Annotated in this window: 13 protein-coding genes; 6 read left to right on the forward strand and 7 right to left on the reverse strand. The window is 65.2% G+C overall.

The window, feature by feature from the left end; all coding sequences use genetic code 11:
• Nucleotides 1-9: 9 nt before the first annotated feature.
• The 6 genes from OSH12_RS09550 (at nucleotide 10) to arsH (ending at nucleotide 6,102) form a co-directional block, all read left to right on the forward strand.
• Nucleotides 10-1,770 (forward strand): NirA family protein, encoded by a 1,761-nt coding sequence (locus tag OSH12_RS09550; protein WP_266343283.1) that lies wholly within the window; start codon nucleotides 10-12, stop codon nucleotides 1,768-1,770.
• Nucleotides 1,767-3,392, forward strand: coding sequence for a sulfite reductase subunit alpha (locus tag OSH12_RS09555; protein WP_266343284.1), 1,626 nt, complete (start codon nucleotides 1,767-1,769; stop codon nucleotides 3,390-3,392). The genes OSH12_RS09550 and OSH12_RS09555 overlap by 4 nt, the downstream gene beginning before the upstream one ends.
• Nucleotides 3,393-3,519: 127 nt before the next feature.
• Nucleotides 3,520-3,897, forward strand: coding sequence for an ArsR/SmtB family transcription factor (locus OSH12_RS09560; RefSeq protein ID WP_266343365.1), 378 nt, complete (start codon nucleotides 3,520-3,522; stop codon nucleotides 3,895-3,897).
• A gap of 8 nt (nucleotides 3,898-3,905) precedes the next feature.
• Nucleotides 3,906-4,970, forward strand: coding sequence for an ACR3 family arsenite efflux transporter (arsB, locus tag OSH12_RS09565; RefSeq protein WP_266343285.1), 1,065 nt, complete (start codon nucleotides 3,906-3,908; stop codon nucleotides 4,968-4,970).
• Nucleotides 4,967-5,386: an arsenate reductase (glutaredoxin) gene (arsC, locus tag OSH12_RS09570; RefSeq protein ID WP_266343286.1), complete on the forward strand. Its 420-nt coding sequence runs from the start codon at nucleotides 4,967-4,969 to the stop codon at nucleotides 5,384-5,386. The genes arsB and arsC overlap by 4 nt, the downstream gene beginning before the upstream one ends.
• Before the next feature lie 5 nt (nucleotides 5,387-5,391).
• Complete coding sequence (gene arsH / locus OSH12_RS09575; RefSeq protein ID WP_380223567.1) at nucleotides 5,392-6,102, forward strand: arsenical resistance protein ArsH; 711 nt, start codon at nucleotides 5,392-5,394, stop codon at nucleotides 6,100-6,102.
• 33 nt (nucleotides 6,103-6,135) lie between these two features.
• Here arsH and OSH12_RS09580 read toward each other — a convergent pair whose 3' ends face one another.
• Genes OSH12_RS09580 through rfbF form a run of 7 tightly spaced genes read right to left on the reverse strand, consistent with a single transcriptional unit; the run spans nucleotide 6,136 to nucleotide 13,009 of the window.
• Nucleotides 6,136-6,534, reverse strand: coding sequence for a GtrA family protein (locus tag OSH12_RS09580; RefSeq protein WP_266343287.1), 399 nt, complete (start codon nucleotides 6,532-6,534; stop codon nucleotides 6,136-6,138).
• Nucleotides 6,534-7,523 carry a glycosyltransferase family 2 protein gene (locus OSH12_RS09585; RefSeq protein WP_266343288.1) on the reverse strand — a complete coding sequence of 330 codons (990 nt, stop codon included), beginning with the start codon at nucleotides 7,521-7,523 and terminating at the stop codon, nucleotides 6,534-6,536. The genes OSH12_RS09580 and OSH12_RS09585 overlap by 1 nt, the downstream gene beginning before the upstream one ends.
• Nucleotides 7,511-8,518 carry an NAD-dependent epimerase/dehydratase family protein gene (locus OSH12_RS09590; RefSeq protein ID WP_266343289.1) on the reverse strand — a complete coding sequence of 336 codons (1,008 nt, stop codon included), beginning with the start codon at nucleotides 8,516-8,518 and terminating at the stop codon, nucleotides 7,511-7,513. Before OSH12_RS09590 ends, OSH12_RS09585 begins: the two co-directional genes overlap by 13 nt.
• 31 nt (nucleotides 8,519-8,549) lie before the next feature.
• Nucleotides 8,550-9,776 (reverse strand): class I SAM-dependent methyltransferase, encoded by a 1,227-nt coding sequence (locus OSH12_RS09595; RefSeq protein ID WP_266343290.1) that lies wholly within the window; start codon nucleotides 9,774-9,776, stop codon nucleotides 8,550-8,552.
• Nucleotides 9,773-11,044, reverse strand: a complete 1,272-nt coding sequence (locus OSH12_RS09600) for an aminotransferase class I/II-fold pyridoxal phosphate-dependent enzyme (RefSeq protein ID WP_266343291.1) — start codon at nucleotides 11,042-11,044, stop codon at nucleotides 9,773-9,775. The genes OSH12_RS09595 and OSH12_RS09600 overlap by 4 nt, the downstream gene beginning before the upstream one ends.
• Before the next feature lie 39 nt (nucleotides 11,045-11,083).
• Nucleotides 11,084-12,184 (reverse strand): CDP-glucose 4,6-dehydratase, encoded by a 1,101-nt coding sequence (gene rfbG, locus OSH12_RS09605; RefSeq protein ID WP_266343292.1) that lies wholly within the window; start codon nucleotides 12,182-12,184, stop codon nucleotides 11,084-11,086.
• A 3-nt stretch (nucleotides 12,185-12,187) separates the two neighbouring features.
• Nucleotides 12,188-13,009, reverse strand: coding sequence for a glucose-1-phosphate cytidylyltransferase (gene rfbF / locus OSH12_RS09610; RefSeq protein ID WP_266343293.1), 822 nt, complete (start codon nucleotides 13,007-13,009; stop codon nucleotides 12,188-12,190).
• Between the last annotated feature and the right edge of the window lie 116 nt (nucleotides 13,010-13,125).

Here is a 13,125-nt window from a genome sequence, read left to right on the forward strand (position 1 = left end):
GAGGCGACCATGGGCCAGGATTTTCTCCCCGAACAGAAACGCTGGCTGGAGGGTTTCCTCTCCGGCGCGACGGCGGCGCGCAACGTTGCGCCGCCTGCCGCACCCGCTGTTGCCGCCGAGCCGACAGGACCGGACGCCGACCAGTGGAAGGCGCAAGACCGCACGGTCGCCGCCGGCGGCAAGCTCGTCGACCAGGAAAAGTGGAAGCGCGCCGATCACCCGTTCGAGGCCTATGATCGCTTGAGCCGCGACGCTCGCTCGGGCGCCAAGCCGAAGCCGGAGGATAATTTCCGCTGGCGCTATCACGGCCTCTTCTACGTCGCGCCGGCGCAGGACAGCTATATGTGCCGGCTGCGGATCCCGAACGGCATCCTGACGCATTGGCAGTTCGCCGCCGTTGCCGATCTCGCCGAACGTCTCGGCGGCGGCTACAGCCATGTGACGACGCGCGCCAATCTGCAGATCCGCGAAATCGCGCCGGCAAATGGCCCGGCCCTGGTCGAGGGCCTGATGGATGTCGGTCTCGTCTCAAAGGGATCGGGCGCTGACAACATCCGCAACGTGACCGGTTCGGCCACGGCCGGCATCGATCCGCAGGAGTTGCTTGACACAAGGCCGCATGCCCGCGCCTGGCACCACCACATCCTCAATACCCGGGCGATGTATGGCCTTCCGCGAAAATTCAACGTCGCCTTCGATGGCGGCGGCAAGATCCCGACGCTGGAGGAAACCAACGATATCGGCTTCCAGGCGGTCGAGATCCTGCCCGGCGCGCCAGTGCGTCCCGGTATCTGGTATCGCCTGACGCTGGGCGGCATCACCGGCCACAAGGATTTTGCCCGCGATACCGGCATCATTGTCGAGCCGGCCGAGGCCGTCCGGGTCGCCGACGCCGTCGTCCGGGTGTTTGTCGATCATGGCAACCGCACCGACCGCACCAAGGCGCGGCTGAAGTACCTGCTCGACGACTGGGGCTTTGCCCGTTTCCTCGAAGAGGTGGAGAAGAAGCTCGGCGCGCCGCTGACGCGGGTCGACGCGACCCATGTGGCGAAGCGGCCGGTAACCGATCGCGGCGCGCACATAGACTTCCATCCCCAGCGCCAGCCCGGACTGTCCTGGGCGGGGATCGTCATTCCAGCCGGCCGAATGAGCGCGCAGGAGATGCGCGCGATCGCGGCGATCGCGCAGGATCTTGGCGACGGCGATATCCGTCTCACCGTCTGGCAGAACGTCATCCTGTCCGGCATCGCGCACAGCCGCATCGCCGAGGCGAAGGCGCGCATTGAGGCAAGCGGCCTTGCCTGGACCGCTTCCGCCGTGCGGGCAGGGCTCGTCGCCTGCACCGGCAGTCGGGGTTGCAAGTTCGCCGCCTCCGACACCAAGGGACATGCTCTGGCAATTGCCGACCATCTCGACGGCCGGATCGAGCTTGACCAGCCGCTCAACATCCACCTGACCGGCTGCCATCACTCCTGCGCCCAGCATTATATCGGCGATATCGGCCTGGTCGGCGCCAAGGTTTCGATCAACGAAGAGGGCGATCAGGTCGAGGGCTATCACATCCATGTCGGCGGCGGCTTCGGCGCTGACGCACGGATCGGCCGGCTGCTCCATTCCGACGTCAAGGCCGAGGACGCGCCGGCCCGGATCGAGGGGCTGTTGCGCGTCTATCTCGCCCATCGCGCCGACGCGACCGAGAGCTTCGCCGACTTCACCCGTCGACACGACGCCGAGGCGTTGAAAGCCTTGGCTTTGGAGGCCGCCACATGACCTTCCAGCCGACCCCATCGCCCACCAACATCGTCCCCGAGGGGGCGCCGTTCAGCGACGAGCAGCGCGCCTGGCTCTCCGGCTTCCTTGCCGCCGCCCTTGGCTCGCTCACGCCCGTCGACGCCGCCGGTTTCCTGCCGCAAGGCATCATCGCGACTCCGGAAACACCCGCCGGACCGCCACTGGCCAGCAATGACGACGCGCCCTGGCACGATGCCGCGATGCCTGCCGATGAGCGGATGAAGCTCGCCGAAGGCCGCCCCACCAGCCAGAAGCTGATGGCGGCGATGGCGCAGCAGGATTGCGGCCAGTGCGGCTATAGCTGCGCCGCCTATGCCAATGCGATTTTCCTGAAGGACGAGGCGCGGCTCAACCTCTGCGCGCCCGGCGGCAAGGAGACGTTTCGGCTGGTCAAGGCGCTGGCGGCCGAGCTTGGCGACGCGAGCGCGGATGCCAAGGCGTCACCTGGCCTTGAGGACAAGCCTGCTGTCGCGGTTCCCGCTTCAAAACCCGGCACGAGCCGCGAACAGCCGGTCGATGCCGTGTTTCTCGGCCGTCGTCGCCTGAACGGCGCGGGCTCGGAGAAGGACACACACCACGTCGAATTCGATATTGGCGCGAGCGAACTCGACTATGTCGTCGGCGATAGTTTTGGCGTCTTTCCGCGAAACAGCCTCGGCCATGTCGACCAGATCATCGCCATGCTCGGCGTTGCCCACACGACGGAAGTTCGTGGCCGCACACTTCGCGACGTCTTGAGCGACGAGGTTTCGCTCGGCCTCGCGCCGGATGCGCTCTACGAGCTCTATTCGCATATCCTCGGCGGGACGCTGCGCGAAAAGGCGCGGGAACTGGCGCGTGGCGGCGATCCCGACGGCGACGCGGCGCAGCTCGACGTGTTCGCGGTCGTGCAGAAATTCGCCGCCGCCCGGCCGCATCCGGAAGCCTTTGTCGATGCGCTGGAGCCGTTGCAGCCGCGCCTCTATTCGATCTCGTCCTCGCCGAAGACTGAGGCCGGCCGGATCACCCTGACCGTCGATGCCGTGCGCTACCAGATCGGCCAGCGCAAGCGCCTCGGCGTCGCGTCTACCTTCCTGGTCGAGCGGATGGAAGCCGGCGAAACACTGCGTTGCTATGTCCAGAAGGCACATGATTTCGCCCTGCCGGCCGATCCGAACACACCTGTCATCATGATCGGTCCCGGCACCGGAATCGCGCCGTTCCGCGCCTTCCTCAAGGAGCGCGAGGCGATCGCCGCGCCGGGTCGCAACTGGCTCTTCTACGGCCACCAGCGCCAGGCGACGGACTTCTTCTACAAGGACGAGTTGCAGGCGATGCGCACCAGCGGATTGTTGACCCGCCTGTCGCTGGCGTGGTCCCGCGACGGGGCCGAGAAGTTCTACGTGCAGGACCGGATGATCGAGGTCGGCGCGGAGCTCTGGCGCTGGATCGGCGAGGGTGCCCACCTCTATGTCTGCGGCGACGCCAAGCGCATGGCCAAGGATGTCGAGGCGGCGCTGGTCTCCATTGCCGCCAGCCATGGCGGATTGGGGCCTGACGAGGCCGTCGCGGCGATCCGGTCGCTGAAGAAGTCCGGCCGGTTCCAGGCCGACGTCTATTGAGGCTTGATCGCAGTCAGGGCAGCGCCGCCGTACTCGCCCTGTGCTGCACCTGACTCTTAGGGCTGGCGCTCCCGGCGCGTGCGTGATACTCGTTCATTTCAATAAACGTTGAGATATTGAAATGACGATGCAGGAAGACAAGGCCCTCGACGCCTTTGGCGCACTTTCGCAGGAAACGCGCCTGCGCATGGTGCGGGCGCTGGTGCAGGCGGGGCCCGAGGGCTTGGCGGCCGGCGCGGTGGGGGAGGCAGTCGGTGCCTCGTCCTCCGCGGCTTCGTTTCACCTGTCGCATCTGGAGCGCGCCGGGCTGGTCCAGTCGCGCCGCGAGGCGCGATCGATCATCTACAGCGCCCGCTATTCGACACTCTCCGCGCTGGTCGAATTCCTGATGCACGATTGCTGCCAGGGCCATCCAGAGATCTGCACGCCGGCGATCCAGTCGCTGTCGGCCTGCTGCGCGACGGCCGACGCCCGTTCGGCGTCCGCTCCGGTCATCGAAGGCTGAAATCTCCCATGACCGTCTTTGAGCGCTACCTGACCGTCTGGGTCGGGCTCTGCATCCTTGTCGGCGTCGGGCTGGGGCACCTGGTCCCTGACCTGTTCGGCGCGCTCGGCTCGGCCGAGATCGCCAACGTCAACATTCCCGTCGCCGTGCTGATCTGGCTGATGATCATCCCGATGCTGCTGCGGATCGATTTCGCCGCCCTCGGCCAGGTCGGCCGATATTGGCGCGGCATCAGCGTCACCCTCCTGGTCAATTGGGCGGTCAAGCCCTTCTCCATGGCGGCGCTGGGCCTGTTCTTCATCGGCACCTTGTTCCGGCCCTATCTGCCGGCGGACCAGATCGACAGCTATATCGCCGGGCTCATCATTCTCGCGGCGGCGCCTTGCACGGCGATGGTCTTCGTCTGGTCGAACCTGATCAAAGGCGAGCCGCATTTCACGCTCAGCCAGGTGGCGCTGAACGACATCATCATGGTGGTGGCTTTTGCGCCGATCGTCGGGCTGCTGCTGGGCCTATCCGCCATCACGGTGCCCTGGAACACGCTCGTCCTCTCCGTTGTGCTCTACATCGTCATTCCGGTTGTCGTGGCGCAGATCCTGCGTCGTCGCCTGCTCGCGGCGGGCGGGCCGGCGGCGCTGGACCGACTTCTGCGCGTGCTCAGCCCGATGTCGCTTGTGGCGCTCCTGGCAACGCTGGTGCTGCTCTTCGGCTTCCAGGGCAAGCAGATCATCGACCAGCCATTGGTGATCGCGCTGCTGGCGGTACCCATCCTGATCCAGGTCTATTTCAACGCCGGGCTCGCCTATTGGCTGAACCGCGTTTCCGGCGAGGCGCATTGCGTCGCTGGCCCCTCGGCGCTGATCGGCGCCAGCAACTTCTTCGAACTCGCCGTGGCGGCTGCCATCAGCCTGTTCGGTTTTCATTCCGGCGCGGCGCTTGCCACCGTCGTCGGCGTCCTGATCGAGGTGCCGGTGATGCTATCGGTCGTCTGGATCGTCAATCGCAGCAAGGGCTGGTACGAGCGCGGCCCGGCCGTGCGCTCCGTATCGTCGAACGAAGAGCCGGCAGCATGACCGTCACCATCTATCACAACCCCGCCTGTGGAACCTCGCGCAACACGCTCGCGATGATCCGCCAGAGCGGCGAAACGCCCATCGTTGTCGAATACCTCAACGAGCCGCCGGACCGCGAGCGCCTGGTCGCGCTGATCCGCGCCATGGACATGCCGGTGCGGGCGCTATTGCGCGAGAAGGGCACGCCCTATGCGGAACTGGGGCTGGCCGATCCGGCATGGAGCGACGATGCGCTGCTCGATTTCATGCTGGAGCATCCGATCCTGATCAACCGGCCGATCGTCGAGACGCCGAAGGGAACGCGGCTCTGCCGTCCGTCCGAACGCGTGCTGGAGATCTTGCCGAACCCGCATTTCGGACGCTTCACCAAAGAGGATGGCGAGGTCATCGAAACCGGCGAGGGGGAGCGGAAGTGATTGAGATCCGCGACTTGCCCAGCCTCGATGCACCGCTGTTTCAAGCTCCCGACAGGGAGGCGCTGCGCCCGCCTGCGAGCCAGCATGCGCCTCGCATCCTCATGCTCTACGGCTCGGTGCGCGAGCGTTCCTATAGCCGCTTTGCATCCTTCGAAGCGGCTCGGCTTCTCGAGGCGATGGGCGCCGAAGTGCGGATCTTCGATCCGAGCGGCCTGCCGCTGCCGGACGATGCGCCGGCGAACCATGCCAAGGTGCAGGAGCTGCGCGACTTGTCGGCCTGGTCGGAAGGGCAGGTATGGTGCAGCCCGGAGCGGCACGGCGCCATGACCGGCATCCTGAAAGCCCAGATCGACTGGATCCCGCTCTCGATCGGGGCTGTGCGCCCGACCCAGGGTAAGACGCTCGCGGTGATGCAGGTCAGCGGCGGCTCGCAATCGTTCAACGCCGTCAACCAGATGCGGGTACTCGGCCGCTGGATGCGGATGCTGACGATCCCGAACCAATCCTCCGTCGCGCGCGCCTATGAACAGTTCGACGAGGCCGGCCGCATGAAGCCGTCGCCCTATTACGACCGCATCGTCGACGTGATGGAGGAACTGATGAAGTTCACCCTGCTGACCCGGGATGCCGCGCCCTACCTGACGGATCGCTACAGCGAGCGGAAAGAGGCGGCGGCGAAGCTCGAAGCGCGGCTGTCGCTCGCGTCGATCCGCTAAGGACACATCTTTCCGTTTCTCTGGGTGCCGCGTTCAGACGCGAAACACCCAGAGGCGGGCGGTGAGGTAGTTCCATGCGAAGACCACCGGCACGCTCAGCACCTTGGCGATGGTCGGCGGCATCAGGGTGGCGAGAGCTGTGACGAGTACCGTCGAGATCAGCAGGCCGGTCAGGGTCGATGCGCCGAATTTCAACGCCTGGACCGGACTGTGGCCGACCTCGAACGTCCAGGACCGGTTGAGTACGTAGCTGACGACGATGCCGCAGGAATAGGAGACGAGATTGGCCGGCGCCGGTGGAGCGTTGGCCGCCACGAGCCCGGTGAAGAGGACGATGTCGAGCATCGTCGTGATCGCCCCCACCGCCGCGAAGCGCAGCAGCGTATCGAAGCGCCGCGCACCCGGGCCGCGCGGGGCGGAAGGCGACAGCATCAACCCGCCTCCAGATCCGGGATCGTCAGCTTGTGGACGCGACGGATATCGCCATTCAGCGTTGCCTCGACGATCGGCTTCGGCCGGTGCTTCGCCTGCATGAAGATGCGGCCGACATATTCGCCGACAATGCCGAGGAAGACGGCATTCAGCGTGATCGACAGCAGCAGCAGCATGGTGGTGGTGGCGAAGCCGGCCGGCCAATCCTGCCCGAACAGCAGCTTGCCGATCAGATAGCCAAGCAGAAGCAGCAGAGTCACCGTGCCGACGACGAGGCTCGCCATCGAGGCGAGGCGCAATGGCGCGAGCGAATGGTTGAGGATGCCATCGACGGCGAGCGCCAGCATGGCCCGGAACGGGAACTTGCTCTCGCCCGCGATGCGCGTTTGCCGGTCATATTCGAAGCCGACCTGAGAAAAGCCCATGGCGCTGATCAGGCCACGCAGATAGGGCGAGGTGTCGTCGACCTGCCTGAGCTCGGTGAGAATGCGGCGATCGACCAGGCGGAACTCGCCCGCATTGACGGGCAGATCGTCCTCGCTCAACGCATGGATGAAGCGATAGAAACCGCGCCGGAGCAGGGCGGTGAACCAATCATCCTGCAACGAGCGGCGAATGCCGTAGACGACCTGGTGGCCCTGCCGCCAGAGCCCCAGCATGGCGGGAATATGGTGCGGCGGATCCTGCAGGTCGCAGTCGATCTGCACGGAGCAATCGCCATTCGCCGCCTTGTAGGCGGTGAGCAGCGACAGCTGGTAGCCGACATTGCGGCTGAAGCGGATGACACGGACGCGGGGATCCCGGCCGGCGATTTCCTTCAGGATCTCGAAGGTGCGGTCGGTCGAGTGGTTGTCGGTGAAAATGATTTCGCAGTCATAGCCGGGCAGGTCGAGGAAGGTGTCGACGATCGCTTCATAGGCGCGCTGGACATTCGCCTCCTCGTTGAAGGCCGGCACCAGCACGGAAACCAGCGGTTTCAGTTCACCCATCGCGGCACCTCGCCTGCATCGACCAAGGTTGTACGGCCAGGGTGCGGGTCCACCTCGACCGAGGCCGCGCGATACCACGCCACGGTGCGCGCGATGCCGTCGAAGAGCGGGATCCGCGCCCGCCAGCCGAGCTTGCGGCGCGCCAGGGCGGCAGACCCACGGAGATCGATGGCGCCGGACGAGGCTTGGCCGTCGCCATAGGTGATCAAGGCGGGATCGGCGCCGGTATGCTCAATGACCAGCTCGGCCATCTCCTTCATCGTCGGGGCGACGCCGCTGGCGACATTGAGGATCGCCGCCCCCGGCAGGGCAGCCGCGCCGAGTTGCATTAGCGCCTCGACGACATCGTCGACATGGATCAGGTCTCGTCTGTCCATCGGGTGGCGCACGAAGGTACGCTCGCCGGCGAGACAACGCTGGATCAGGAGCGGCAGCAGATAATCGGTCGATTGCGCCGGGCCATAGGTGAGCGCCAGCCGGGCGGTGGCGATCGGGAAGGGCAGCCGCCGCTGTAGCGCGGTGCAGAAATGGGTGGCGGCGACGAGCCCTGCGCCATAGGCGGTGAGCGGCGCCTCGCGGGCATCCTCGCGATAGGGGGAGGGGGTCGCGCCATATTCGGCGAGCGAACCGGCTCGGACCAGCGTCTTCGCAGGCCTGGGAGCGGCGCTGGCAGCGGCAAGGAGGCCGATGAGCCCCAGCAAATCTTCATGCACACTCTGCCGGGCATCGTCGAGGTTCGGATCTGCCATCCGGCGCGGACGCGTGGCGAGATGAAAAATCCGCTCGGGCTGCACATCCGTCATGCAGCACTTGAGTGCGCCCGGGTCCCGGAGATCGAAGCCGTGGCGGGTAATGCGGCCGTCAAAGGGCCGGAGCCGGTGGTCGTCGGAGCCGGGCCGGACGATCGCATGCACGGAATGGTCGGCGGACAGGCAGGCGGCGACCAGATGGGAGCCGATAAAGCCTGCGCCACCCGTGATGAGGACCCGCGACATCTCCGTCGCCTCCAAACGTCGGCCGCCCTGATCAGTTCACCAGCACAGGACGCGGCAAGGGCACCAGAAACCGACCGCCGCGCGCTGAAAAGGCGCTCTGCTGCTGGCGGATCTCGTCAAAGAAATTCCAGGCGAGCACCAGCAGAATGTCCGGCTTCTGCTCCTCCAGCGCGTCGAGCGAACGGATCGGGATCTTCATGCCCGGCGAATAGAGCCCCTGCTTCAGGGTGTTGCGATCGACGAGATAATCGAGCGTTTCGGGGCCGATCTTGAAATAGTTGAGCAGCGTGTTGCCCTTGGCCGGCGCGCCATAGCCGGCGATATTGAGGCCCGCTTCCTTGAGTTCGGCCAGCATGGCGATCAGTTCGCCCCGCACCTGCTCGATCCTTGCGGCGAAGTCCTCGTAGGTTTCGACCGAGAGCATGCCGGCGTCGCGTTCCTCGGCGAGCATTTCCGCGACGATCGCCTTGGGCACTGTCGCCGTGGCCGCGCGTTTCAGGAACACCCGCATCGATCCGCCATGCACGCCGAGACGGTGCACATCGACGACCTCCAGGTCGAAGAATGCGCCGAGCTTGACCAGCGACAGCAGGCTGAATTCGGAGACATGCTCGTGATAAACGGTGTCGAACTCATTGCCGGCGATGAGGTTTTTCGCCCAGGGCACCTCGATCACGAAGACGCCGTCCTCGGCCAGCCAATGATCCACGCCGGCCATGAAGTCATGTAAATCGCCGATATGGTTGAAGGTATTGGTGGTCACGATCACCTTCGCCTTGCCGTATTTTTCGGCCAGCGCGGCGCCGGAATTGGACGTGAAATAGCCGACATCGACATCGACGCCACGCGAGCGCGCAATCTCGGCCAGGTTGGCAGCCGGGTCGACGCCGATCGTCCGGCAGCCGAGCTTGTTGCAGGCCGAGAGCAGAAGCCCGTCATTGCAGCCGATGTCGACGACGAGGTCGTTTCCGGCTTCCTTTTTCATGATCGCAGCCAGCTCGCCGAAATGCGTATGCATCAGCGTCGCCCCGGACGGCACGTAGAGGTAATGCTCGAAGAACCCTTCGGGCACCTGGTCCTCGACCTCGATCAACCCGCATTCCAGGCACACCTGCGTGTCGAGCGGATAGACCGGCTGCTGCTTCAGCACGTCTTCGGAGCGTACGAAGCTGTTGGCGGGCGGGTGGTCGCCCATCGGCAGAAAGACGTGGGGCGAGCGCGTCAGGCAGGCGCGGCAACGGGTCATGAGGGCCATCATCGATCTTCCATGATTGCCGCCGGGGCGCGTTCCTTGCGGACGCCGTCCTTGACGGGGGGCTTGGCTGATAAATTCTGGGCTGAGTAGCCTTTGGCGAAATCGCGGAACGTCTCGTGAATATGGTCGAGTTGCGCTTTCGTCAGGCCGTGGTGGCAGGCAAGCAGGATGCCGCCGCGCATGACATCGTCGGCGACCGGATAGCCGCCGGGGGCCGCCTTGTGGGCGACGCCGGCCATGGCCGGCTGGCGCAGGATATTGCCGGTGAAGACTGGGCGGGTCTGGATGTCGCGCCGTTCGAGGAAGATCTGCATGTCGCGCCGGGTGAACGGTGCATCGGGCCGAACGGTCAGCGGGAAGGCCAGCCAGCCCGTCCTGGCGCCGGCCAGTTGTCGCGGCAGCGCGAACCACTCTTCATACTCCTCGAAGAAGGCGCGCTGGGCGGCGAAGTTGCGTTCGCGCGCCGCGATGTTCTGTTCCAGCCGGTCAAGCTGGACCAGCCCGAAGGCGGCGCCCATTTCCGATGGCTCGATGTTGAAACCCAGCTCCTCGAAGACGAATTTGGCGTCATAGGCGAAGCCGTCCAGTTCGACATTGAAGCGGTTTTCGATCGTCTCGGAATCGACGAAAAGCGAGGAAGTGCGGCCCCAGGAGCGCAGCAGCAGGGCGCGCCGCGCCAGTGCCTCGTCGCGGATGCAGACCATGCCGCCATTGCCGGCGGCGGTGATGACGTGCGAGCCGTAGAAGCTGGTGGTGCTGATGTCGGAGCGGGTGCCGGTGCTGGTGCCGTTCAAGGTGGCGCCAAGCGTGTCGGCGCTGTCCTCGATCACGATCAGCCCGTGTGCATCGGCAAGGGCGCGAATGCGGTCCCAATCGGGAAGATTGCCGATCAGCGACGGGATCATCACGGCCCGTGTGTTCGGCGTGATCATGCGCTCGATCGCGTCGACGTCGATATTGTAGGTGGCCTCGGCGGCGTCGACGAAGGCGGGGACAAGGCCGGCCCGGACGATCGGCGCGACGGTCGTGGCGAAGGTGAGGGCGGGGGTGATCACTTCCGCCCCCTTGGGAAGGTTCAGGACCTCGATCGCCAGATAGTTCGCCGACGAACCAGAATTGACCATGATGCCGTGCGACTTGGCGAACAGCGCGGCTACGCGCTCCTGCATCGCCCGGACCGAAGCACCCATCTGGGTCGATGAGCGCATGACCTGGACGACAGCGGCGATCTCTTCTTCGCCATAGACGGACTGACCGTAGTTCACGCGCATTTTGCGATCCTCATCTGCCGTTGGTCGACACGTCGGACGTCAGCCGCCGCGCCCCCAGGCGGCGGCGTATTCATCGATCTGATGGTTTGAGAAGGCGCGGATACGCGCCGGATCCTGCTGATACTTCTGGTACCAGGCGACAGTCATCGCGACGGTATCCTCGAGCCGGAGCAGCGGCTTCCAGCCGAGTTCGACCCCCGACTTCGTGCTGTCGAGGCGAAGAACGACGGATTCCGGCGGTTCGTTGTCGCGACGCTCGACGACATAATGCGGGCGGCGCCCGTCCCATTTCGAGATGACCATGTCCGCCAGCGTGCCGACTTCGACGGTGGAACTGGTGTCGGGGCCGAAATTCCAGCCGCCGGCGTAGCGCGCGCCGGCTTCGAGCAAGCGGGCCGCAAGCAACAAGTAGCCACGGACAGGCTCCAGCACATGCTGCCAGGGCCGCACGCTTTTCGGATTTCGCAACCGCACCGGAGCGCCGGTCTCGACGGAACGGACCAGATCCGGGATCAAGCGGTCGGTGCCCCAGTCGCCGCCGCCGATGACATTGCCGGCGCGAACCGTGCTGAGTTGCGGGCCATTCGGATCATTGAAGAACGAGGACCGGAACGCCGCGGCGACCAGTTCGGCGCAGCCCTTCGAGGAACTGTAGGGGTCGCGACCGCCCATCGGGTCGTTCTCCCGATAGCCCCAGACCCACTCGCGGTTTTCATAGCACTTGTCGCTGGTGACCACGACGACGCCGCGCAGCGATGGCATGCGCCGGGCGGCATTGAGGACGATGGCCGTGCCGACGACGTTGGTCAGATAGGTGTCGACAGGCGCCTCGAACGAGGCGCGTACGACCGCCTGCGCCGCCAGATGAATGACGAGATCGAAATCCTGCCCTTCGATGCTCTGGCCGAAGGCGCTCTCCGAACGGATATCGCCGACGCGGCCATCGACCAGATCTTCCAGCCCGACCGCCTTGCAGAACGAAGGGGCGGTCGGGGGCAACGCGACGCCGACGACGGTCGCGCCGAGGCGCCGCAGCCAAAGCGACAGCCAGCCGCCCTTGAAGCCTGTATGGCCGGTGACGAGAATGCGTCGACCCCGCAAAACTTCGGACAGATAGCTCTCGTCGACGAGCGCGGACATGGCCTAGATCCTCGCCTCGGGCTGCGTCGCGCCGACGATCGGCGGCACGATCGGCTTGGCGAACTGCAGCCATGGCGGCTCCTCGCTCTCGCAAAGGCCGTCGAGATAGTCGCGATCGCGCACCGTATCCATCGGGTGCCAGAAGCCCTGATGCTTGTAGGCGAATAGTTCGCCGTCCTTGGCGAGCCTGGTCAGCGGGGACATTTCCAGCGGCTCGGAGAGGGCGGGAATGTAATCGAGCACGCCGGGTTCGAAGACGAAGAAGCCGCCATTGATCCAGGTCTCGTACTTGCGCACCTTCTCGGTGAACTCGACCACCTGGTCGCCTTCGATCTCCAGATTGCCGAAGCGGGCCGGCGGCTGCACCGCCGTGACGGTGGCAAGCCGGCCATGCGAGCGATGGAATTTGAGCAGGGCGTCGAGGTCGATATTTCCGACGCCGTCCGAATAGGTCACCATGAAGGTGCCGCTATCGAGCCAGTCGCGCAGCCGCAGCAGGCGGCCGCCAGTCATGGTCGAGAGCCCGGTGTCGACGACGGAGACATTCCAGTCGAGCGGCCGGGTAGGTCGAAGAACCATCGAGCCACTTCCCAGCGCGACCGTGAAATCGGCCGTCGACAAGTGGAAATTGTGGAAGAAGTTCTTGATCATCATGCACTTGTAGCCACCGGCCACGACGAAATCGCGATAGCCCCAATGGCTATAGATATCCATGACGTGCAGGATGATCGGGCGTCCGCCGACCTCCACCATCGGCTTTGGGATCCGATTGGTTTCTTCGGCAAGGCGAGAGCCGAGACCTCCGGCCAGAAGAACAATTTTCATGACGAGCCTCCAGCGTGCCAGCCGTGGGATGGAGCGTGGTCATCGTGTCCATGCGAGGGGGCGCGTCCCTCTGGACGCGCTCCCGCGAAATGCCTCGATCGGCAACGTTCAGGATT

This window comes from Kaistia terrae, assembly GCF_026344005.1.
GTDB classification, from domain to species: Bacteria; Pseudomonadota; Alphaproteobacteria; order Rhizobiales; family Kaistiaceae; genus Kaistia; species Kaistia terrae.